The following is a 20745-nucleotide window of genomic DNA, read 5'->3' on the forward strand; positions in this document are numbered from 1 at the left end:
GTGGGATTTCATCTTGATGAGGAAAATGCGAATCGCAAGCCTAAAATCGCCTGAATCGTGGTCACTTCACGTTCGTTTTAAAAAGATTTTGAGCAAGTGCAGCAAATTTTCCATAGGGCGTAAGACTGGAAAGCGGAATACGCAGAAGCGGAAGATGCCCGCCGCAGGGCAGCAACAACACCTCGTCATCTTCCGGAAGTCTTGGATTTTCCGGTGAAAGAACTGTCGTAACGGCGAAATTTAGTCCGGCGCTCGGGACGCTGTTGACGTTAACGATGCCGCTGCCGCGCAACTCGAGTAGTCCGGCAATCGCTTCCGGCCGCTCGGCGATAATGTTTTCGCCGTCGCGATACACTAAAATCTGATCATCCGCGATCAGTGCCGCCGGCAATCCGCACCGTTGCGCCTCCGTCAGAAAGCTGAAAGCAAGCTCGCTTTTGCCGCTGCCGGACGGTCCGGTGAAGAGAATGCCGGTGTTGTCAACGACAATGGCGGTTGCGTGCAGGTTGAAGCGTTCAGCGTTCATGGGTTTCGGCCGCCGGCAGCGACAGGGTGAAGCGCGCGCCTGATATCACGCCGTATTTGTCGACGACATTTTCTGCCCTGAGGCTGCCGCCATGGGCTTCGGCGATCTGGCGGCTGATGGAAAGGCCAAGGCCGGAATTCTGGCCGAAACCTTCGCTTGCCGGTCGGTCGGTGTAGAAGCGCTCGAAAATCCGGTCGATATCCTCGGCCTGAATGCCAGGGCCATTGTCTTCCACCTGCACGATGCAGCGGTCCTTGTGACGGGAAAGGCGCACGGTGATGCGGCCGCTTTCCTCGGAAACGAAAGAGCGCGCATTCTCGATCAGGTTGGTGACAATCTGCCCGATGCGAAGATCGTGACCGTTCACGACGAAGGAGGTTTTGGCTCCCGCCTTCCGGTCGGCGACATAGTCGATCGCCACGCTCTTTTTCTTTGTGCTGATCTGGCGGGAGATATCCACCAGACCCTTCATAAGAACGTCGAGATCCAGCGGCGATGCATCGACACGCGCCAGTTCGGCATCGAGCCGCGAGGCATCCGAAATATCGCTGATCAGGCGGTCGAGGCGGCGGACATCGTGGAAGATGATCTCGGTCAGCCGCTGTTTGGACTCTTCCGTCTTGGCACGCGGCAGGGTTTCCACGGCGCTGCGCAGCGAAGTCAGCGGGTTCTTGAGCTCGTGGCTGACATCGGCGGCGAAACTTTCGATTGCGTCGATACGGTCGTAGAGCGCCGTCGTCATTTCACGAAGCGCTATGGAAAGGTTGCCGATTTCATCCTGACGCGCCGAAAAGTCCGGTATCTCCTCGCGGGTTCTCGCTCCGCGACGCACGCGGATCGCAGCCGCCGAAAGCCGCCGGAGCGGCGTGGCGATGGTGGAGGACAACAACAGGGAAAGTACGATGTTGACGAGCGTGGCGATGCCGAACACGCGCATGATGGCGAGGCGCTCCGCATGCACGATCTTGTCGATATCGCCGGCCTGCGTGGAAAGGAGCAGAACCCCGAGCACAGCCCGGAAGCGCTGCACCGGCACGGCGACCGAAACGATCAGCTCACCCTTTTCGGTAACGCGAACGACTGCGCCGCGCACGCCGGTCAGCGCATTCATCACCTCCGGATAGATCGAGCCGTCGCCACCTGGCGCTTCCTTGTATTGCGGCAGGCTGCTCGGTTGCAGCATGCGGTTGAACATGCTGGTGAACCATTCACTCCAGGTCTGGGTTTCCGGCGTCACCGGCGGCAGATCGAAGCGCAGGACCTGGCCGCGTGAATAGAGATGGCGGGAATCGAGAAGCAGGTTGGCATCGGCATCGAAAAGCCGAGCGCGGGTCCGTGTCGGCGAAATCAGCCGGCGCAGCACCGGCGCCACCCGTTCCGGATTGATCGGGAAACTCAAGTCCTCGTCATTGGGGGCGGGCGTGATGCTTTGTCCCGCCTGCAATTCCAGCAGCTTTTCAGGATTGATGGTGATGGAGTTGGTATCCACCGAGGCGGAGGCCGAGATGGCACCGGCGATGATCTCGCCCTGCGTCAAAAGGCTTTCCACCCGCGCATCGATCAGCCCCTCGCGGAACTGGTTGAGGTAGAGAATGCCACCGACCAGAACGACCGTCGCGGCCACGTTGAAGAAAAGGATGCGGCGCGTGAGGCTGGAAAACACCGCATTGCCAAAAATGCGTCGGACGATCGTCAGCGGATGGATACGATGGCGGCGTTCGCTGCCGCGATCTTCGGCATCGTCACTGTCCGAGACGGTTTCCGGCGTTTTCTTCAACAAGTCTATGTCCTCGCCACCACAATTCCGGTGGTCTCTCCCGATTGCGGCTCGTTCAAGCCGCTTCGCGGAAGCGATATCCTACGCCATAAAGCGTTTCAATCATATCGAAGTCACCATCGACCAGTTTGAACTTCTTGCGAAGGCGCTTGATGTGGCTGTCGATCGTGCGGTCGTCAACATAGACCTGTTCGTCGTAGGCCGCATCCATCAGCGCGTCGCGGCTTTTCACCACGCCTGGCCGCTGTGCAAGCGAATGCAGGATAAGGAATTCGGTAACGGTCAGCGTCACCGGCTCGCCCTTCCAGGTGCAGGTGTGGCGTTCCTGATCCATGGCCAGCTGGCCGCGTTCGAGCGTGCGCGCCTGTTGATCAGCCGTCGGCTTCAGCGTGCTGCCGCCGGTCGCAGCGGAAGCCTCGCGGCTGCTGGCGCGGCGCAGGATGGCCTTGACGCGTTCCACCAGAAGGCGCTGCGAGAAGGGTTTTGTGATGAAATCGTCAGCACCCATCTTCAGGCCGAACAATTCGTCGATCTCTTCATCCTTGGAGGTCAGGAAGATAACCGGTATATCCGATTTCTGGCGAAGACGCCGCAAAAGCTCCATGCCGTCCATGCGCGGCATCTTGATGTCGAAAATGGCGAGCTGCGGCGGACGGGCAATCAGTCCGTCAAGCGCGGAGGCGCCGTCCGTATACGTTTCGACCCGGTAGCCTTCGGCTTCGAGCGCGATCGATACCGAAGTGAGAATATTCCGGTCGTCGTCGACAAGCGCGATCGTCTGCATGTAGTTGGTCTCCATCGTCATTTTCTCGTAACTCCCGACATCCACCCAGCCAAGGTTGCGCGCCGCGAGCCACTCTCATGAGTATAAAGGTGGAACAAATTGTGGCAAAGGAAAACTCACAACCAAATCGCCTGGTGTGACTAGGCCAATTCCGGGAAAACGCCGCAGCTGGATTCTAATGCGTCTTCAACCGATTTAAAAAGAAATAAAATCTTTTAAATCGATTAATATATTGAAATCACTAAGTTATTTAAAGTTTCACTCTTGCGTTTCTAAAAGCCGCCACGTATTTTCCGTGAAAATTTCAACGGCCTTATCGTCATTTACAAGGAACGCGTCATGAACGAGCTTGGGGTTCATAATCCTGCCAATGGAGTTGCGGAACTCGGACTGGGCGAGGCCTCCCGCGTCTTTTATAACCTCAACGAAAGCGAATTGTACGAAGAGGCGATCCGCAATGGCGAAGCCGAGCTGACGGCGGATGGCGCACTTCGTGCCGTTACCGGTCAGCATACGGGCCGTTCTCCGAAGGACAAATTCGTCGTCCGCGACGCTTCCACCGAAGACACTATCTGGTGGGACAACAACAAGCCGCTGTCGCCGGAAAACTTCGAGTTGCTGCGTCAGGACATGCTTGCGCACGCCGCCGGCAAGACGCTCTATGTTCAGGATCTGATCGGCGGTGCCGATGAAGAGAACGCCCTGTCGACCCGTGTCGTCACTGAGCTTGCCTGGCATTCGCTGTTCATCCGCAACCTGCTCATCCGCCCGAAGCGGGAGAAACTGGCAGGCTTCAAACAGAAGCTGACCATCATCAATCTGCCGAGCTTCAAGGCTGATCCGGCGCGTCACGGCGTCCGTTCGGAAACCGTCATCGCCTGCGATCTCACCAATGGTCTCGTCCTTATCGGCGGTACCTCCTATGCCGGTGAAAACAAGAAGTCGGTCTTCACTGTGCTGAACTACCTGCTGCCGGCCAAGGGCGTCATGCCGATGCATTGCTCGGCCAATGTTGGTCCCGAGGGTGATTCCGCCGTGTTCTTCGGCCTGTCCGGTACCGGCAAGACCACGCTGTCGGCTGATCCGTCGCGTACGCTGATCGGCGACGATGAGCACGGCTGGGGCGAACACGGCATCTTCAATTTCGAAGGCGGCTGCTACGCCAAGGCGATCAAGCTGTCGGCCGAAGCTGAGCCGGAAATCTATGCCGCGACCCGCCGTTTCGGCACCGTTCTCGAAAACGTCGTGCTGGACGAAAACCGTGTTCCGGATTTCAACGACAACTCGCTGACGGAAAACACCCGCAGTGCCTATCCGCTGCACTTCATTCCGAATGCATCGGAAACGGGCATTGCCGGTCATCCGAAGACGATCATCATGCTGACTGCGGATGCCTTCGGCGTGCTGCCGCCCATTGCCCGGCTGACGCCGGAACAGGCCATGTACCACTTCCTTTCCGGCTACACGGCAAAGGTTGCCGGCACGGAAAAGGGCGTGACTGAGCCAGAAGCTACATTCTCCACCTGCTTCGGCGCACCCTTCATGCCGCGCCACCCGGCGGAATACGGCAACCTGCTGCGTGAGCTGATCGGCAAGCATGGCGTGGACTGCTGGCTGGTCAACACCGGCTGGACCGGCGGTGCTTACGGCATCGGCAAGCGTATGCCCATCAAGGCGACCCGCGCGCTTCTGACGGCAGCCCTCACCGGCGAGCTGAAGGGTGCCGAATTCCGCACCGATGCGAATTTCGGTTTCGCCGTGCCCCTGTCGCTGGAAGGCGTCGATGCCGCGATCCTCGACCCGCGTTCGACCTGGGCCGACGGCGCAGCTTACGACGCGCAGGCGAAGAAGCTTGTGTCGATGTTCGTTACGAACTTCACCAAGTTCGAAGATCACGTCGACAGCAAGGTGCGCGATGCAGCACCGGGACTGCTGCTCGCGGCAGAATGAATAAGCCTCGTTTATGAGGAGGAGGGGAACCCGGCCTTGTGCCGGGTTCTTTCGTTTCGTGCCTTGTTTTCATTTTTCTCGATCTGTGGCATCACCGGCGCGGAGAAAAAACATGGCCAGCGCCCCGCTTTACATCAGCAACCGAATTACCATCGCCGGCTGGGAGCTGACGGAGCAATTCGTGCTGGCCGGCGGGCCGGGTGGCCAGAATGTTAACAAGGTCTCGACGGCGGTTCAGCTGTTTTTCGACATCGCCAATTCTCCCTCCCTGCCGGAACGGGTGAAGGCGAATGCGCTGCGTCTGGGCGGGCGGCGTGTTTCGAAAGAAGGCGTGCTCATGATCGAGGCGAGCCGGTTTCGAAGCCAGGAGCGCAATCGCGAAGACGCGCGTGAACGGCTGAAGGAACTGATCCTTGAAGCGGCAGCGCCGCCGCCGCCGGTGCGCAAGGCCACCAAGCCGACCAAGGGTTCCGTCGAGCGCCGCCTCAAGGCGAAATCCGGCCGGTCGGATGTCAAGAAAATGCGTGGCAAGCCATCAGGCGACTAGGTCGCGCTGGACGGCAAAATGTTTCGCACTTGTCATAGACCTTCAGATATCGTCTGGTAAATCTCCTACAACCAAGGAGGGTGCTATGGGTCTGTTCAATTTCATCAAGGAAGCGGGAAAGAAGCTTGGTATCGGTGGAGATGATGCCCCCGATGTCGAAGCCGTCAAAAAAGAACTCGCTTCCCACGATCTCGGCACCGACAAGGTTCAGGTCGAGGTGGTGAACGATAAGGTCGTTCTGAAGGGCGAAGTGGCCGACCAGTCGATTTTCGAAAAGGCAGTCATCGCCGTTGGCAATACGCTCGGCATTTCGAAGGTCGAGGCCGGCGAACTGACGGTGGCAGAAGCGCCGGCGAAGGAACCCGTTTTCTACACGGTCAAGAAGGGCGATAATCTCTGGAAGATCGCTGAAGCCCAGTACGGCAAGGCAAATGGTGGCAAGAACAACATCATCTTCGAAGCCAACAAACCGATGCTGACCCATCCCGATAAAATCTATCCCGGTCAGGTCCTGCGCATTCCTGACCTTGCCTAATAACGGATTTTAACCGCTGCGATGGAGATGCCGCTTTTGCGGCATCTTTCACAACTTGCGAAGCGCAACCGTGTCGATCAGGTGGTTTTTGCCCTTGCGCAGGATAAGATCGGCGCGTGGACGCGTGGGCACGATGTTCTGGCGCAGGTTCTTCAGGTTGATGTTCTGCCAGAGGCCCTCGGCAATGCTGAGCGCCGCCTCTTCGCTGATCGACGCATAGCGATTGAAGAATGAATTCGGGTCCCGGAAGGCGGTTTGCCGCAGATTCATGAACCGGTTCACATACCAGTTGTGAATGAAGTCCTCATCCGCATCGATGTAGATCGAGAAATCGAAGAAGTCGGAAACGATCGGCACGATCCGCCCGCCCGCCGGCAGGTCGCGTGATTGCAGCACGTTGATGCCTTCGAAGATGAGGATATCCGGCTGGTCGATGACAGTGAATTCGTTCGGCAGCACGTCATAGGTCAGATGCGAGTAGCGTGGCGCCTTCACATTCGGCTGGCCCGCCTTGATCGCCGAGAGGAAACGCAGCAGCGCACCGATGTCGTAGCTTTCCGGAAAGCCCTTGCGCTCCATCAGGTTTTCGCGCCGCAGCACCTCGTTCGGGTAAAGAAACCCGTCGGTGGTGATGAGATCGACCTTCGGGCTGGAAGGCCAGCGGGCCAGAAGCTCCTTCAAAATGCGCGCCGTTGTCGATTTTCCAACCGCCACCGACCCGGCAATGCCGATGACGAAGGGCGTCTTGTTGACATCCGCCATGTTCAGGAAGCGGTTGCGCTGTTCGAACAGCAGCTGCGATGCTTCCACATGCGATGACAGGAGGCGCGACAGCGACAGATAGATACGCCGCACTTCGTCCAGATCAATCGGGTCGTCCAGCGAACGCAGTCTTTTGACCTCGTCGGCGGAAAGGGTGAGTGGTGTGTCGGCGCGAAACTTTGCCCATTCTTCCGAGCTGAAGAAGTGATAGGGCGAATATTCATCCGGGCGGAAATGATCGAGTGTGCTCGGCATGCCTCTCTCCCCGCTGCCTGCCTTGACATTCATGATGTCGGCCTCGCTGCCTTTTCCGCAAGTCCGGTCTGTCCGGTCCGGCGCTCCAGCTCGGCAAAGACGTCGGCAAGGGGAATGTCGGCGATCTTCAACACCACCAGCAGGTGATAAAGCAGATCGGCGGCCTCGTTTTTCAGCCCGTCGCGGTCTTTCGCGATGGCGGCGATGATGGCCTCAACAGCCTCTTCGCCCAGTTTTTTCGCCGCACGTTCCTGGCCCGCCGCAACAAGTTTGGCCGTCCAGGATTCATCGGGAGAGGCGGCGGCGCGTGTCGCGACGATGCGTTCCAGATCGGAAAGGGAAAATGCGCTCATGGAAAGGTTCCTGCAATCAGTCGAGACGCATGGCGATGCCATGCTCGGCCATGTAGCTCTTGGCTTGCCCGATCGAATAGGTGCCGAAGTGGAAGATGGAAGCGGCAAGCACCGCAGTCGCATGGCCATCGCGAACGCCGGCTACCAGATCATCCAGCGTTCCGACGCCACCCGAGGCGATGACGGGCACGCGAACCTGATCGGCAATGCTGCGTGTCAGGCCGATATCGTATCCGCTTTTGGTGCCATCGCGGTCCATCGAGGTGACGAGCAATTCGCCGGCACCGCGTTCGACCATCTTGATGGCAAATTCCACGGCGTCGATTCCGGTTGGCTGACGTCCGCCATGCGTGAAGATCTCCCAGCGCCCGTCTTCCCCGTCCTTCGAAACCCGCTTGGCGTCGATGGAGACGACGATACACTGGTTGCCGAATTTGTCGGCAGCCTGCGCGACGAAATCAGGATCTTTCACCGCTGCGGAATTGATGGAGACCTTGTCTGCACCGCAGAGAAGCAGCTTGCGGATGTCAGCCACGGCGCGGACGCCGCCGCCGACGGTCAGCGGCATGAAGCAATGGTCGGCCGTGCGCGATACCACGTCGAAAATCGTGTCGCGATTGTCGGACGAGGCAGTGATGTCGAGAAAGCAGAGTTCGTCCGCTCCCGCCGCATCATAGGCCTTCGCCGCCTCGACTGGGTCGCCGGCGTCGATAAGATCGACGAAGTTCACACCCTTGACGACTCGGCCGTCTTTTACATCGAGGCAGGGAATAACGCGGGCTTTGAGGGTCATGCGCTTATCTCCTTGGCAGCCTTGATGAGGGCGAGCGCCTCGGCAGGATCGATGCGCCCGTCATAAAGCGCGCGGCCTGAAATTGCGCCCTCTAGCTTTGCGGCATCCGGCTGCAACATGCGCTTGATGTCTTCGATGGAAGCAAGGCCGCCGGAGGCGATGACCGGGATCGACACGGCATCTGCCAGTTCGAGTGTCGAGGCCCAGTTGATGCCAGCCAGAATGCCGTCGCGATCGATATCGGTGTAGATGATGGCGGCAACGCCGGCACCTTCGAAACGTTTGGCAAGTTCGATGACGCCGAGTTCTGAGGCTTCCGCCCAGCCCTCAACAGCAACCTTGCCGCCTTTGGCGTCGATGCCGACAGCGACCTGACCGGGGAAACGCTTGCAGGCTTCGATAACCAGAACGGGATCGCGTACCGCCACGGTGCCGAGAATGACGCGGGCAAGCCCACGGCTGAGCCACGCCTCAATATGATCGAGAGTGCGGATGCCGCCGCCAAGCTGCACCGGGTTTGTCGTGGCCTTGAGAATGGCATCTACCGCTTCGCCATTCACCGTCTGGCCAGCGAAGGCACCGTTGAGATCGACGACATGCAGCCACTCGAAGCCTTGGTCCTCGAAGGATTTCGCCTGCGCGCCGGGGTCCGTATTGTAAACGGTTGCCTGCTCCATATCGCCGAGTTTCAGGCGAACGCACTGGCCGTCTTTAAGATCGATTGCGGGAAAAAGAATCATGTCAGGGCTTCCAGCGCAGGAAATTGGAAATCAGGGCGAGGCCGAGCGTCTGGCTTTTTTCCGGGTGGAACTGCGCGCCAGCCATATTGTCGCGACCAACGAAAGCCGTCATCGCGCCACCGTAATTGGTGGTGGCGATGACATCCGCCGGATGTTTCGCCGCCAGATGATAGGAATGCACGAAATAGGCATGCAAGCCGTCAGCGCCGGTCCTGATACCGTCGAACAGGGGATGCTGATGCCGGATTTCCAGCGTATTCCAGCCAATCTGCGGGATTTTAAGCGTCGGATCGGAGGGCGTCATTTCAATGACATCGCCTTCGATCCAGCCAAGCCCCGTGCTGACAGTCTTTTCGAGACCGCGCGAAGACATCAGCTGCATTCCGACGCAGATGCCGAGGAAGGGATGAGCTTTTTTCTCGACGGCTTCGATAAGCGCCTCATGCATGCCGGGCACAGCTTCGAGACCGGCGCGGCAATCGGCATAGGCGCCGACGCCTGGCAGTACGATGCGGTCCGCAGATGCGACGTGATCCGGCTTATCGGTCAGGTCAATGGTTGCATTAATGCCGGCTTCGCGGGCGGCGCGCTCGAAAGCCTTGGTGGCCGAACGCAGGTTGCCAGAACCGTAGTCGATGATCGCGACGCGCATGTCAGCGCCTTCCATTCAAGTCGAAAAGAAACGATCCGGAGGGATCGTTGACGAAGTTTTTGTCACCGCTCTTCTGCGGCGAGGGTGTCCATACCGGCTGCGACAGCTGTCCCGACGGCTCGGTATTTTCGGAAAGATCGGAGAAATATATCTCTTCGGCACTCGAAAGGTCAGGGGCGGAAATGACCGAGGTCATCTTCCAGCCCTTGCCTATCAGGTGCCGGACGAGAAAATCGCGCCCCTCCAGTGCAGTGATGAGGGCAATGGCGACGCTGCACAAAATGCCCACCGGTTCGAATCCGGGTAACATTGATGCCCAACCGGCCAGAACGAGAACTGCAAATACGACGATCGCGGCCAGCCACAGCCGGTTTACGGCCAGCCACAGCCAGGGCGCAATAAGTGCCAGCCAGACGAAACGGTCTGCTATGAAGCGGGTCGTCTTGTGGTCCCTGTCCGGCCCGTTGGGGGCTTCCAGAACGAGATAGCTTGTCATGGGCTTCCTGACAGCTTTGGCGGTCAGGCCAGCATGCCCTTTGTCGAGGGAACGCGGCCTGCCTGCCGGGGGTCGATCTCGGTTGCCGCGCGAAGAACGCGGGCAACGGCCTTGAAGCATGTTTCGGCGATATGATGGTTGTTGGCGCCGTAATGGTTCAGGATATGCAGCGTGATGCCGGCATTCTGGGCCAGCGCCTGAAAGAATTCGCGCACAAGCTCGGTGTCGAATGTGCCGATCTTGGGCGCGGAGAAGTTGACATTCCACACGAGGAAGGGACGGCCGGAAATATCCACGGCAGCCTTGGTCATCGTCTCATCCATGGCAAGATCGAGCGAGGCGTAGCGGGTAATGCCGCGCCTGTCACCCAATGCCTTCGCGATGGCCTGGCCGATGGCGATGCCGGTATCTTCCACCGTATGGTGATCATCGATATGCAGGTCACCTTGAACCTCGATATCCATGTCGATCAGCGAATGGCGGCTTAGCTGGTCCAGCATATGATCGAAAAATCCCACCCCGGTGGAAATTGTCGACTTGCCGGTGCCGTCGATATCCACGCGCACCGAAACCGAGGTTTCGTTGGTCTTGCGGATGATCTCGCCTTTACGTTCTGCCATCTTTGGCCGCTCCGTGAAAATGTCGCCGTTCCTTATCAGCACGAGACATAAATATCCAGTTGTTCCATCGTCTTGCATGATCTGCGCAAAACAGTGCAGTGCGGGCAGGATTTGCAATCGTGAAAAGCAAACTTACATAGATGCCAAGAAGGGCCGGATGCCGGCCCGTTAACCGCAGGCCCGGTAGGGCAGACAGGTGTTTGATGACAACGATTATTACAGTCAGGAAGGGCGGCAAGGTCGTCATGGCTGGCGATGGTCAGGTAAGTCTTGGCCAGACCGTCATGAAGGGCAATGCCCGCAAGGTTCGACGCATTGGCAAGGGTGAAGTGATTGCCGGTTTTGCCGGCGCAACGGCGGATGCCTTCACGCTGCTCGACCGTCTCGAAAAGAAACTCGAGCAATATCCCGGTCAGCTCATGCGCGCGGCCGTAGAGCTTGCAAAGGACTGGCGCACGGATAAATATCTGCGCAACCTCGAAGCCATGATGCTGGTGGCCGACAAATCCACGACACTCGCCATCACCGGTAATGGTGACGTGCTGGAACCCGAACATGGCGCGATCGCCATCGGCTCCGGCGGCAACTACGCCTTTGCGGCTGCCCGCGCCATGATGGATACGGACAAGTCGGCAGAGGAGGTGGCGCGCAAGTCGCTCGATATCGCCGCCGATATCTGCGTTTACACCAACCATAACCTCGTCATCGAAACCCTCGACGCCGAGTAAGCATATTTCTCACCCCCATTTCTCACCCAAGGGTCCTGTGGGCCGGGCCAGAATGGCCGGTCGGAACAGGAAAGCCGAGAGGACAGAATGACCACTTTTTCTCCCCGGGAAATTGTCTCGGAACTGGATCGCCACATCATCGGCCAGCATGATGCGAAACGTGCGGTCGCGATTGCACTGCGCAACCGTTGGCGTCGCCAGCAGCTCGATGAGAGCCTGCGCGACGAAGTGATGCCGAAAAACATCCTGATGATCGGACCGACCGGTGTCGGCAAGACGGAGATTTCCCGCCGTCTCGCCAAGCTTGCCGGCGCGCCCTTCATCAAGGTCGAAGCGACCAAATTTACCGAAGTCGGTTATGTCGGTCGCGATGTCGAGCAGATCATCCGCGATCTGGTCGAGATTGGCATTGGCCTCGTGCGTGAAAAGAAGCGCGCGGAAGTACAGGCCAAGGCGCATCAGAGCGCCGAAGAGCGGGTGCTCGACGCACTGGTCGGATCGACCGCGTCACCCGCGACACGTGAGAGCTTCCGCAAGAAGCTGCGCGATGGCGAGCTGGACGACAAGGAAATCGACATCGAAGTGGCCGACAGCGGTTCGGGCATGCCCGGCTTTGAAATACCCGGCATGCCGGGCGCCAATATCGGCGTTCTCAACCTGTCGGAAATGTTCGGCAAGGCGATGGGCGGACGTACCAAGAAGGTGCGCACCACCGTCTCGAAATCCTATACCGATCTCGTTCGCGACGAATCCGACAAGCTGCTCGATAATGACATGATCCAGCGCGAAGCGGTGAAGTCGGTGGAAAATGACGGCATCGTCTTCCTCGATGAGATCGACAAGATTGCTGCGCGCGATGGCGGCATGGGTGCCGGCGTCTCGCGTGAAGGCGTGCAGCGCGATCTTCTGCCGCTCGTTGAAGGCACGACTGTCTCGACCAAATACGGGCCGGTGAAAACCGACCACGTTCTGTTCATCGCTTCCGGCGCGTTCCATGTGGCAAAGCCGTCCGACCTTCTGCCGGAGCTTCAGGGCCGCCTGCCGATCCGTGTCGAGCTGAAGCCGCTGACGAAAGAGGATTTCCGCCGTATCCTGACCGAGACGGAAGCAAGCCTCATCCGCCAGTACAAGGCGCTGATGGCGACGGAAGAACTCGATCTCGACTTCACGGACGATGCGATCGACGCTCTGGCCGACGTGGCCGTTCATCTCAACTCGTCGGTCGAGAATATCGGTGCGCGCCGCCTGCAGACGGTGATGGAGCGTGTTCTCGACGAGATTTCCTTCAACGCACCGGATCGTGGTGGCTCTGCCGTCAAGATCGATCAGGAATATGTCAAAAAGCACGTCGGCGATCTTGCTGCCGATACGGATTTGTCCCGCTATATTCTCTGAATATCTTGGAGAGCAAAGACACGAGAGTGCGGCCACATTTGCCGCACTCTTTTATTTTACGGCCTTGTCTCGCATTCAGCCCCCTTTTTGTTTATGGGAAAGGCTGCATTCCGGTTGGAACCGCTTTATGGAATGGTCCGGTTTTCTCTTGGTTCGGGAGAGGTCGGCTTGAGAAAAGGCATTCGCTCGTGCGCAAAACTCTTCTGGCATTTGCCGCCGCTTTGACGTTCACCGTCGTCTCGTCTTCTTATGCCGAGGCCGCGACGGTCGTCCCGCCTGGCAATCGCAATGCCGAACAGCCGGGCATTCCGGGGGCTTCCGCACGTCGAACCAAGGGTTCCAATACGTCTTTCGAGCGTAAATACCAGAAGGTGATCGACCTCCTGTCTTCCGACAAGGCACTGATCGGCAAGATCAAGTCTACCGCCGGGCGCTACGGTATCGATCCGATCCACATGATCGGGGCGATTGTCGGCGAGCATACCTATAACGTCGACGCCTATGACCGCCTGCAATCCTACTACGTCAAGGCCGCCTCCTATGCCGGCAGCAGCTTCCGTTTCGGCTACAAGGACGAAACCATCGCGCAGTTTCTGACGCATTCGCAATTCGCCAGGTGCCAGTCGAAAAAGGATTCCTATAGCCTTTGGAACTGTCGGGAAGACGTCTGGGACGACAGCTTCCGCGGCAAGACGGTAGATGGCGTTGCCTATCCGAACAATCGTTTCAGCGCTGTATTTTTCCAGCCCTTTTATGCCGGACAGACCTTCGGTCTCGGCCAGATCAATCCGCTCACGGCATTGATGTTGTCCGACATGGTGTCGAAAACCTCAGGTTATGAGAAGCTCGACGAAAACGATGCGACCGCCGTTTATACCGCCATCATGGACCCGGATCGCTCGCTCGCCTTTATGGCAGCTTCCATCCGCAAATCGATCGACGACTACAGGTCGATTGCCGACATGGATGTTTCCAAAAATCCTGGTGTAACGTCCACGCTTTATAATGTCGGCGGATCCGCGCAGCGCGCTGCCGCTCTCGCCCAGAAAAATCGTCAGCGCGCCGCAGGGGGGGAACAGCCGCTTTTGCCGGAAGAAAACTATTACGGCTGGCTGGTGAACGATCGCATCAAGGATTTGCAGGCGCTTTTGTAGAAAAAGACGATTATCGTCGGTATTCTTTCCAAAACGGAAATAATATTTGGTTGCCTCTCGCAATTGACGAGCGCCTGCCTCAGCGTCCAATCTGCGCCCTTAAGATAAAGAGGAGGCGCATGTGAGCCGCACCAATAAATTCGGTCTTTCCATTGATGACAGGCTTTATGCTTTTTTGACGGATGACGTTCTGCCGGGCACGGGTCTTGATGCAGAAACTTTCTTCGAAGGCTTTTCCGCCATCGTCCACGAGCTTTCCCCCAAGAATCGTGAATTGCTCGCAAAGCGCGACGCCTTGCAGGAAAAACTGGATGGCTGGTACCGGCAGAATGGCGCCCCGACGGATTTTGATGTCTATGAGGGCTTCCTGAAGGAAATCGGCTATCTGCTGCCGGAAGGACCCGGCTTCAAGGTCGAAACCAGCAACGTCGATTCGGAAATTGCCGCTGTCGCAGGCCCGCAGCTTGTCGTGCCGGTCATGAATGCCCGTTATGCGCTGAACGCCGCCAATGCCCGCTGGGGTTCGCTTTACGATGCGCTTTACGGCACGGATGCCATTTCTGACGCCGATGGTGCGGAAAAGGGCAGGGGCTATAATCCGAAACGCGGCGAAAAGGTCATTGCCTGGGCGTGGAACTTCCTCAACGAATCAGCTCCGCTCGAAACGGCAGGCTGGTCGGATGTGACCGGCTTCAAGATCGTTGACGGCCTCTTGCAGCTTGCAATCGGTGACAGCAAAACGGGCCTGAAAGATGCCGAGCAATTCAAGGGCTTTACCGGCGATGCGGAAAAGCCGGCAACGATCCTGCTTGGCAAGAATGGTCTGCACACCGAGATCGTCATCGATCCCTCGACGGAAATCGGCAAGGGTGACAAGGCGGGCATCTCGGATGTCATTCTCGAATCGGCGCTGACAACCATCATGGACTGCGAGGATTCCGTTGCCGCTGTTGATGCCGAGGACAAGGTGCTGGTTTATGGCAACTGGCTTGGCCTGATGCGCGGCGACCTGACGGAGAAGGTTTCCAAGGGCGGTAACATCTTCACCCGTAGTCTCAACCCGGATCGTTATTACACCGCCCCCGATGGTGGAGCACTTACTCTGCCGGGGCGTTCCCTGATGCTGGTGCGTAATGTCGGTCACCTCATGACCAATCCGGCGATCCTCGACAAGGATGGCCGCGAGGTGCCGGAAGGTATCATGGACGCCGTCGTCACAGCGCTGATTGCGCTTTACGATGTCGGCCCCTCCGGCCGTCGCCAGAATTCCCGCGCCGGTTCCATGTATGTCGTCAAGCCGAAGATGCACGGGCCGGAGGAAGTCGCCTTCGCCAACGAGATTTTCACGCGGGCCGAAAAGCTTGTCGGCATGGCGCCGAACACCATGAAAATGGGCATCATGGACGAGGAACGCCGCACCACGGTCAACCTCAAGGAAAGCATTCGCGCGGCAAAAGACCGGGTCGTCTTCATCAATACCGGCTTCCTCGACCGCACGGGCGACGAAATTCATACCTCGATGGAAGCGGGTCCGATGATCCGCAAGGGGGATATGAAACAGGCGGCCTGGATTGCGGCTTACGAGAACTGGAACGTCGATATCGGTCTGGAATGCGGCCTTTCCGGCCATGCGCAGATCGGTAAGGGCATGTGGGCCATGCCTGACCTGATGGCCGCCATGCTGGAGCAGAAGATCGCGCATCCGAAGGCAGGCGCCAACACCGCCTGGGTACCTTCACCCACGGCTGCGACGCTGCATGCCACGCACTATCACAAGGTCGATGTCGCAGCCGTTCAGGACGAACTGAAAAGCCGGGGCCGGGCAAAACTCTCCGATATTCTATCGGTGCCGGTCGTGCCGCGTCCCAATTGGACGCCCGAGGAAATCCAGCGCGAACTCGACAACAACGCGCAGGGTATTCTGGGATATGTCGTGCGCTGGGTCGATCAGGGCGTCGGCTGCTCCAAGGTGCCTGATATCAACAATGTCGGACTGATGGAGGACCGCGCCACGCTGCGCATCTCCGCGCAGCATATGGCCAACTGGCTGCGCCATGGCGTGGTTACGCAAGAGCAGATCGTTGAGACCATGAAACGCATGGCCGCCGTGGTCGATAGCCAAAATGCCGGAGATCCGGCCTATCTGCCGATGGCGTCCAACTTTGAAGGATCGGTCGCTTTTCAGGCCGCCGTCGAACTTGTGCTGAAAGGCCGGGAGCAGCCTAACGGTTATACGGAACCGGTTCTGCACCGCCGTCGCCTCGAACTGAAGGCGAAGCAGGCGGCTTGAGGCCGACAGGAAATCCAGAGCACGTCTTGTCTGAACGCAATGTTCGACGTGCTCTACCTTAAAACCGCTATGCACTTTTACTGGGAATGCTCCAGAAACAAAAAAGCCGCCGGGAATTCCACGGCGGCTTTTTCTTTGTCTGGTATCTGATCTTACTGGATCACGACAACCTTGGTGCTGCGGCCGGGACGGACGCGGCTGTAAAGGTCGATGACGTCCTGGTTGATCATGCGGATGCAGCCGGAAGAGGCGGCGGTGCCGATCGATGCCCATTCAGGCGAACCGTGGATACGGAACAGCGTGTCCTGTCCCTTTTCGTTGAAGAGATACATGGCGCGCGCGCCGAGCGGGTTGGAAAGACCCGGACCCATGCCTGCCTCGACATACTTTGCGACTTCCGGCTTGCGGTCGGCCATTTCCTTCGGCGGATGCCACATCGGCCATTCCTGCTTCCAGGCGACATAGGCTTCGCCGGCCCAGGCAAAACCAGCCTTGCCAACGCCGATGCCGTAACGAACTGCGCGGTTGCCGGGCAGGATATAATAAAGGAAACGCTCACGCGTATTGACGATGATCGTGCCCGGCCGTTCGTTATTCTGGAATTCGACGATCTGACGACGGAACTTCTCGTTCACACGATTGATCGGGATGGCGGGCAGCGCATAGCCCGCGTCGGTCACAGGGCCGTAAACATCGTTGAAGATCTGGACGGTTTCGACCTTTGCCGGAACCGGGTTAGCGACCGGCACTGACGCCGCTACCTGGCCGGATGATTGGGATGTGGTTTCGGCGCAGCCGGCCAGAGCCAGTGCTGCCGTCAGACCGAGTGCAGTCAATGAGGTACGGATGCGCATATCGTTCTCGCGGAAAATTCGCCAAATTGTGCGAAGGAGTAGGCTTAATTGGATAAATCGGTTATTTTCCATTAAGCCGTTCTTGGCAAGCCGATACGCTGCTGCAGGACGAATGTGACTTTAAAATTGCCGGTTGATTGCCTTTTTGCAACAATAGGCCAAACGCCTCAGTAGCCTTTATCCATGACTATTCTTTCGCTTACCAACAATAATCCGTTAATCGACGGTCGCCAGTCGGACAAGGCGATGCTGGTGCGCCGCGGCGTTCAGGTGCTTTTGCACGAGATGCGACATTCGGTTTTGCCGGAACTGCCGCTTGCAAGCGGACGACGGGCCGATCTCATCAGCCTTTCGGCAAAGGGTGAAATCTGGATTATCGAAATCAAATCCTCGATCGAGGACTTCCGTGTCGATCGTAAATGGCCGGAATACCGCCTGCATTGCGACCGGCTGTTTTTTGCCACCCATCCGGAAGTGCCGGTCGAAATCTTTCCGGAAGAATGTGGGCTTATCCTGTCGGATGGCTATGGCGCCCATATGCTTCGCGATGCGCCGGAGCATAAATTACCGCCCGCAACCCGCAAATCGGTGATGCTGGATTTCTCGAGAACCGCTGCAACCCGGCTGATGCTGGCGGAGTGGACGACCGGGCGCAGCTTCGGAGAGTAATGCCCGGTTCCAGACCGTATCCGGATGTAAAACCGCTTCTCACTTGTACTGTAAATGCTCTACTTCGGCGCGCGTTTCGCCAGAATGCGCTGCAGCGTTCGCCGGTGCATGTTAAGCCGGCGGGCGGTTTCCGAGACGTTGCGCTCGCACATTTCATAAACGCGCTGAATATGCTCCCAACGCACCCGGTCGGCCGACATCGGGTTTTCGGGCACTTCAGTCTTTTCACCCTTGCGCTGCGTCAGCGCATTGAAGACATCGTCCGCATCGGCCGGTTTGGCAAGATAATCCAGCGCCCCAAGCTTCACGGCGGTAACGGCGGTTGCGATATTGCCGTAGCCGGTCAGGACGACAATCTGCGTATCGTCCCGGTACTGCCGGATGGCTTCGATGACCTCGAGACCATTGCCATCCGTAAGCCGCAAATCAACGACCGCATATTTGGGCGGCGCAGCCTTGGAACGGGCAATGCCTTCGCTAACCGTCTCGGCGGTATCGACGATAAATCCGCGTGTTTCCATGGCCCGGGCAAGCCGGCGCAGGAAGGGACCGTCGTCATCGACGATCAGCAGCGATCTGTCAGCTCCGATCGGGTCGTCGTCATCCGTTGTCGCGCTGATGGGGGTCTGGTCTTCTGTCGTCATGTCTCAGGCCTTTCGGCAACTTAGTCGGCTTTTTCTTCTTATCGCCGCTTCCACGTGAATGGTAAAGTCAACGGTCTCTTTTATCGTCCATAAGCGCTCGAGGCCAGACGATTGTGACCCGCGCTCCGGTTCCGCTCAAACCGCGATTTTCGAAGGTAACGGTGGCGCCGGAGCGTTCCAGCAATGTCTTTGCAATGAAAAGCCCGAGTCCCAGCCCTCCCGCACGGGTATCGTTGTGACGTTCGGTCACATAGGGTTCACCAATGCGGGCAAGCACGTCATGGGCATAACCCGGTCCATCATCCTCAATGGTGACGGCGACATTCTGCGAATCGTACTCCACGGTCACGGTCACTTTTTCCCGCGCATAGTCCACGCCGTTTTCGATGAGATTGCCCAGCCCGTAAATAACGCCGGCATTCCGGATGCCAACCGGCTCGTCGATCCGGTTGTTCTTTTCGACGAGATCGAGACGGATGCCGAATTCCCGGTGCGGCGCCATCACCTCCTCAATCAGCGAGGAGAGCGGCAAGCGGCGCATATGCTCCTCATCATCGGTGGAAAGTGATGTAAGGCGGCGCAGAATATCCCGGCATCTTTCGCTCTGGCTGCGCAGCAGCGCTATGTCTTCGCCAAACCTTTCATCATTTCCGAGTTCCCGTTCCATTTCCTTGGCGACGACGCTGATTGTCGCCAGCGGTGTGCCCAACTCGTGTGCCGCAGCGGCGGCCAGACCGTCTAGCTGCGAGAGATGTTTTTCCCGCTCCAGCACCAGTTCGGTCGCAGCCAGCGCATCGGCCAGCTGATTGGCCTCGTGCGAAACTCGATAGGCATAAAAGGCCGCGAAAGAGGTCGTGGCAATGATCGCGACCCAGGTGCCCACATGCAGCAGAAGCTGGATCGGCAGCACCTCACCGGGATACCACGGAACCGGAAACGGCGAAAAAGCGATTGCCGTCGAGCAGATGACGGCAAAGGCGAGCAGAATAAGCGAGTGCCGAAGCGGCTGCGAGGCGAAGGCGATGATGACCTGCACGCAGATCAGCGGTGCGAAAGGATTGGAAAGACCACCGGTGATGTAGATGAGCGCCGTCAATTGCAGCAGGTCGAATGCCAGCAGCAATGTCGCTTCCCAGGGCTCCAGACGATAGGTGGAGGGAAAACGCGCAGTGAGAAACAGGTTGGCAAGCGCGAGTGCCCCGATCAAAAGGCTGCAAGCCAGAAGTGGCAGGGGGAAGTTCAAGCCGAAAGCAACAAGCAGGATCGTCGCACTTTGCCCGGCCACCGCCAGCCAACGCAACCATACGATGGTTTGCAGCCTTATCCTGCGGCTGGCGCGGCCAAGCCTGGTTGTTTCGATCGGATGGCCAGCCACCTTCATCTCCTTTGTGCTTTTCATCGTCATCACGTTCCGCGCGGTTTTGCGCGGCTGGTCGGCAATGCCGATGCCGGGTCCTCAGGCCATGGATGGCGCGGATACCTCCCGCGCATGTCCGCCCGCACATCTTTCCACGATCCTGCCCAGAAACCCGGAAGATCGCGTGTCGTCTGTATCGGCCTGTGCGCCGGCGAGGTCAATTCCAGCAGCAGCGGCAACCGCCCCTGCGCGATGGCGGGATGAGCCGTCAGCCCGAAAAGCTCCTGCACACGAATGGAAAGCGTCGGTTCGCTGGCATCGTAACGAATAGGATGCCGCTGGCCCGTCGGCGCTTCGAAATGCGTTGGCGCAAGCCTGCCGAGATCGCGTGCGACCTCATAAGGCACCAGAGCTAAAAGTCCCTCGGAAAGGCTGCCGGGCCGGATATCCTGAAGGCTGCGGGCGCCGTGCTGGAAGGGGACGAACCATTCATCCAGCCGTAAAAGCAATGCAGCATCGCTGACATCCGGCCAGGGGTCGCCGATGCTGGCATTCAGAAAGCCTATCCTGTCGCGCAACTGCTGGGTTTCTTTTGTGAACGGAAGAATTCCGACACCAAATTCCCGAACGCCGTTGGCAAGTGCCTGCGCCGCCTGTTCACCCTCCGGGCGGGGCAGGGGCGTTTCGTCGAGGATGATGGCGCCTAGACGCGTGACGCGGCGTGCACGCGCCTGACCGCTTGCCTTGTCAAACAGCAGCTGGTCCTGCTGCACAATAAGATGCGGCATCCGCTCTTCTATATCGGTACGCTCGATGCTTGCTGCGGAAAGGATGCGCGGCTGTGCCGCACGCCCGGTAATATCG

At 58.3% G+C, this 20745-nt stretch carries 22 protein-coding genes (1 of these 22 running past the window's edge); 8 read left to right on the plus strand and 14 right to left on the minus strand.

Going from position 1 to position 20745, the window contains the following annotated elements; all coding sequences use genetic code 11:
- Positions 1 to 61 precede the first annotated feature (61 nt).
- Genes ACZ5A6_RS12815 through chvI form a run of 3 tightly spaced genes read right to left on the minus strand, consistent with a single transcriptional unit; the run spans position 62 to position 3087 of the window.
- Positions 62 to 526 carry an HPr kinase/phosphorylase gene (locus tag ACZ5A6_RS12815; protein WP_003516316.1) on the minus strand — a complete coding sequence of 155 codons (465 nt, stop codon included), beginning with the start codon at positions 524 to 526 and terminating at the stop codon, positions 62 to 64.
- The gene (gene chvG, locus ACZ5A6_RS12820) at positions 516 to 2306 is read right to left on the minus strand and encodes a two-component system sensor histidine kinase ChvG (RefSeq protein ID WP_035252357.1); all 1791 of its coding nucleotides are present in this window, start codon (positions 2304 to 2306) and stop codon (positions 516 to 518) included. The genes ACZ5A6_RS12815 and chvG overlap by 11 nt, the downstream gene beginning before the upstream one ends.
- A gap of 52 nt (positions 2307 to 2358) precedes the next feature.
- Positions 2359 to 3087, minus strand: a complete 729-nt coding sequence (gene chvI, locus ACZ5A6_RS12825; protein WP_003516307.1) for a two-component system response regulator ChvI — start codon at positions 3085 to 3087, stop codon at positions 2359 to 2361.
- Positions 3088 to 3426: 339 nt separating this feature from the next.
- Here chvI and ACZ5A6_RS12830 point away from each other — a divergent pair, with 339 nt between their 5' ends.
- From ACZ5A6_RS12830 to lysM, 3 genes are all read left to right on the plus strand, one after another.
- Positions 3427 to 5037: a phosphoenolpyruvate carboxykinase gene (locus tag ACZ5A6_RS12830; protein WP_003516305.1), complete on the plus strand. Its 1611-nt coding sequence runs from the start codon at positions 3427 to 3429 to the stop codon at positions 5035 to 5037.
- Between the two features lie 112 nt (positions 5038 to 5149).
- Positions 5150 to 5584 carry an alternative ribosome rescue aminoacyl-tRNA hydrolase ArfB gene (gene arfB, locus ACZ5A6_RS12835; RefSeq protein ID WP_019565930.1) on the plus strand — a complete coding sequence of 145 codons (435 nt, stop codon included), beginning with the start codon at positions 5150 to 5152 and terminating at the stop codon, positions 5582 to 5584.
- Positions 5585 to 5669: 85 nt separating this feature from the next.
- The gene (gene lysM / locus ACZ5A6_RS12840; protein ID WP_003516300.1) at positions 5670 to 6119 is read left to right on the plus strand and encodes a peptidoglycan-binding protein LysM; all 450 of its coding nucleotides are present in this window, start codon (positions 5670 to 5672) and stop codon (positions 6117 to 6119) included.
- 48 nt (positions 6120 to 6167) lie between these two features.
- On the opposite strand, the gene coaA is transcribed toward lysM, so the two are convergent.
- Genes coaA through hisB form a run of 7 tightly spaced genes read right to left on the minus strand, consistent with a single transcriptional unit; the run spans position 6168 to position 10790 of the window.
- Positions 6168 to 7169 carry a type I pantothenate kinase gene (gene coaA / locus ACZ5A6_RS12845; protein ID WP_019565929.1) on the minus strand — a complete coding sequence of 334 codons (1002 nt, stop codon included), beginning with the start codon at positions 7167 to 7169 and terminating at the stop codon, positions 6168 to 6170.
- Positions 7166 to 7489, minus strand: coding sequence for a phosphoribosyl-ATP diphosphatase (locus tag ACZ5A6_RS12850; RefSeq protein ID WP_149910353.1), 324 nt, complete (start codon positions 7487 to 7489; stop codon positions 7166 to 7168). Before ACZ5A6_RS12850 ends, coaA begins: the two co-directional genes overlap by 4 nt.
- Positions 7490 to 7505: 16 nt before the next feature.
- The gene (gene hisF, locus ACZ5A6_RS12855) at positions 7506 to 8282 is read right to left on the minus strand and encodes an imidazole glycerol phosphate synthase subunit HisF (RefSeq protein ID WP_003516294.1); all 777 of its coding nucleotides are present in this window, start codon (positions 8280 to 8282) and stop codon (positions 7506 to 7508) included.
- Positions 8279 to 9022, minus strand: coding sequence for a 1-(5-phosphoribosyl)-5-[(5-phosphoribosylamino)methylideneamino]imidazole-4-carboxamide isomerase (hisA, locus tag ACZ5A6_RS12860; RefSeq protein WP_013635199.1), 744 nt, complete (start codon positions 9020 to 9022; stop codon positions 8279 to 8281). The genes hisF and hisA overlap by 4 nt, the downstream gene beginning before the upstream one ends.
- A gap of 1 nt (position 9023) precedes the next feature.
- Entirely contained in the window at positions 9024 to 9674 is a 651-nt protein-coding gene (hisH, locus tag ACZ5A6_RS12865; protein WP_003516289.1) for an imidazole glycerol phosphate synthase subunit HisH, read from the minus strand.
- 1 nt (position 9675) lies between these two features.
- Positions 9676 to 10170 (minus strand): DUF2628 domain-containing protein, encoded by a 495-nt coding sequence (locus ACZ5A6_RS12870; RefSeq protein WP_025594749.1) that lies wholly within the window; start codon positions 10168 to 10170, stop codon positions 9676 to 9678.
- A gap of 23 nt (positions 10171 to 10193) precedes the next feature.
- Positions 10194 to 10790 (minus strand): imidazoleglycerol-phosphate dehydratase HisB, encoded by a 597-nt coding sequence (hisB, locus tag ACZ5A6_RS12875; RefSeq protein ID WP_003516285.1) that lies wholly within the window; start codon positions 10788 to 10790, stop codon positions 10194 to 10196.
- Between the two features lie 203 nt (positions 10791 to 10993).
- Between hisB and hslV the strand changes: the two genes are divergently transcribed.
- The 4 genes from hslV (at position 10994) to ACZ5A6_RS12895 (ending at position 16357) form a co-directional block, all read left to right on the plus strand.
- Entirely contained in the window at positions 10994 to 11518 is a 525-nt protein-coding gene (gene hslV, locus ACZ5A6_RS12880; RefSeq protein ID WP_003516283.1) for an ATP-dependent protease subunit HslV, read from the plus strand.
- 87 nt (positions 11519 to 11605) lie between these two features.
- Entirely contained in the window at positions 11606 to 12913 is a 1308-nt protein-coding gene (hslU, locus tag ACZ5A6_RS12885; protein ID WP_003516274.1) for an ATP-dependent protease ATPase subunit HslU, read from the plus strand.
- Positions 12914 to 13101: 188 nt separating this feature from the next.
- Positions 13102 to 14067 carry a DUF1402 family protein gene (locus ACZ5A6_RS12890; protein WP_003516272.1) on the plus strand — a complete coding sequence of 322 codons (966 nt, stop codon included), beginning with the start codon at positions 13102 to 13104 and terminating at the stop codon, positions 14065 to 14067.
- 121 nt (positions 14068 to 14188) lie between these two features.
- The gene (locus ACZ5A6_RS12895; protein WP_174060580.1) at positions 14189 to 16357 is read left to right on the plus strand and encodes a malate synthase G; all 2169 of its coding nucleotides are present in this window, start codon (positions 14189 to 14191) and stop codon (positions 16355 to 16357) included.
- Between the two features lie 152 nt (positions 16358 to 16509).
- Here ACZ5A6_RS12895 and ACZ5A6_RS12900 read toward each other — a convergent pair whose 3' ends face one another.
- Entirely contained in the window at positions 16510 to 17211 is a 702-nt protein-coding gene (locus tag ACZ5A6_RS12900; RefSeq protein ID WP_003516268.1) for a L,D-transpeptidase, read from the minus strand.
- A 183-nt stretch (positions 17212 to 17394) separates the two neighbouring features.
- Here ACZ5A6_RS12900 and ACZ5A6_RS12905 point away from each other — a divergent pair, with 183 nt between their 5' ends.
- Complete coding sequence (locus ACZ5A6_RS12905) at positions 17395 to 17880, plus strand: MmcB family DNA repair protein (protein WP_013635204.1); 486 nt, start codon at positions 17395 to 17397, stop codon at positions 17878 to 17880.
- A 59-nt stretch (positions 17881 to 17939) separates the two neighbouring features.
- Here the strand turns inward: ACZ5A6_RS12905 and ACZ5A6_RS12910 are convergent, their stop codons facing one another.
- The 3 genes from ACZ5A6_RS12910 to hrpB all read right to left on the minus strand — a co-directional run.
- Complete coding sequence (locus ACZ5A6_RS12910) at positions 17940 to 18524, minus strand: ActR/PrrA/RegA family redox response regulator transcription factor (protein ID WP_003516258.1); 585 nt, start codon at positions 18522 to 18524, stop codon at positions 17940 to 17942.
- 67 nt (positions 18525 to 18591) lie between these two features.
- A complete protein-coding gene (locus ACZ5A6_RS12915) occupies positions 18592 to 19899 on the minus strand; it encodes an ActS/PrrB/RegB family redox-sensitive histidine kinase (RefSeq protein WP_080581007.1) in 1308 nt (435 codons plus the stop codon).
- 29 nt (positions 19900 to 19928) lie between these two features.
- On the minus strand, positions 19929 to 20745 hold the 3' end of the coding sequence (gene hrpB / locus ACZ5A6_RS12920; protein WP_464110954.1) for an ATP-dependent helicase HrpB. Its footprint extends 1670 nt past the window's final position; the window shows 817 of its 2487 coding nt (coding positions 1671-2487); its start codon lies off the right edge, out of view — the gene reads right to left on this strand; the stop codon is at positions 19929 to 19931.

Source organism: Agrobacterium sp. 6Ca8, from assembly GCF_055382765.1.

Bases quoted from the DNA above. Each gene is read 5' to 3' on its own strand.
- ACZ5A6_RS12815 (WP_003516316.1), bottom strand. From the start codon at position 526: ATGAACGCTGAACGCTTCAACCTGCACGCAACCGCCATTGTCGTTGAC.
- chvI (WP_003516307.1), bottom strand. From the start codon at position 3,087: ATGCAGACGATCGCGCTTGTCGACGACGACCGGAATATTCTCACTTCG.
- ACZ5A6_RS12830 (WP_003516305.1), top strand. From the start codon at position 3,427: ATGAACGAGCTTGGGGTTCATAATCCTGCCAATGGAGTTGCGGAACTC.
- arfB (WP_019565930.1), top strand. From the start codon at position 5,150: ATGGCCAGCGCCCCGCTTTACATCAGCAACCGAATTACCATCGCCGGC.
- lysM (WP_003516300.1), top strand. From the start codon at position 5,670: ATGGGTCTGTTCAATTTCATCAAGGAAGCGGGAAAGAAGCTTGGTATC.
- coaA (WP_019565929.1), bottom strand. From the start codon at position 7,169: ATGAATGTCAAGGCAGGCAGCGGGGAGAGAGGCATGCCGAGCACACTC.
- ACZ5A6_RS12850 (WP_149910353.1), bottom strand. From the start codon at position 7,489: ATGAGCGCATTTTCCCTTTCCGATCTGGAACGCATCGTCGCGACACGC.
- hisF (WP_003516294.1), bottom strand. From the start codon at position 8,282: ATGACCCTCAAAGCCCGCGTTATTCCCTGCCTCGATGTAAAAGACGGC.
- hisA (WP_013635199.1), bottom strand. From the start codon at position 9,022: ATGATTCTTTTTCCCGCAATCGATCTTAAAGACGGCCAGTGCGTTCGC.
- hisH (WP_003516289.1), bottom strand. From the start codon at position 9,674: ATGCGCGTCGCGATCATCGACTACGGTTCTGGCAACCTGCGTTCGGCC.
- ACZ5A6_RS12870 (WP_025594749.1), bottom strand. From the start codon at position 10,170: ATGACAAGCTATCTCGTTCTGGAAGCCCCCAACGGGCCGGACAGGGAC.
- hisB (WP_003516285.1), bottom strand. From the start codon at position 10,790: ATGGCAGAACGTAAAGGCGAGATCATCCGCAAGACCAACGAAACCTCG.
- hslV (WP_003516283.1), top strand. From the start codon at position 10,994: ATGACAACGATTATTACAGTCAGGAAGGGCGGCAAGGTCGTCATGGCT.
- hslU (WP_003516274.1), top strand. From the start codon at position 11,606: ATGACCACTTTTTCTCCCCGGGAAATTGTCTCGGAACTGGATCGCCAC.
- ACZ5A6_RS12900 (WP_003516268.1), bottom strand. From the start codon at position 17,211: ATGCGCATCCGTACCTCATTGACTGCACTCGGTCTGACGGCAGCACTG.
- ACZ5A6_RS12905 (WP_013635204.1), top strand. From the start codon at position 17,395: ATGACTATTCTTTCGCTTACCAACAATAATCCGTTAATCGACGGTCGC.
- ACZ5A6_RS12910 (WP_003516258.1), bottom strand. From the start codon at position 18,524: ATGACGACAGAAGACCAGACCCCCATCAGCGCGACAACGGATGACGAC.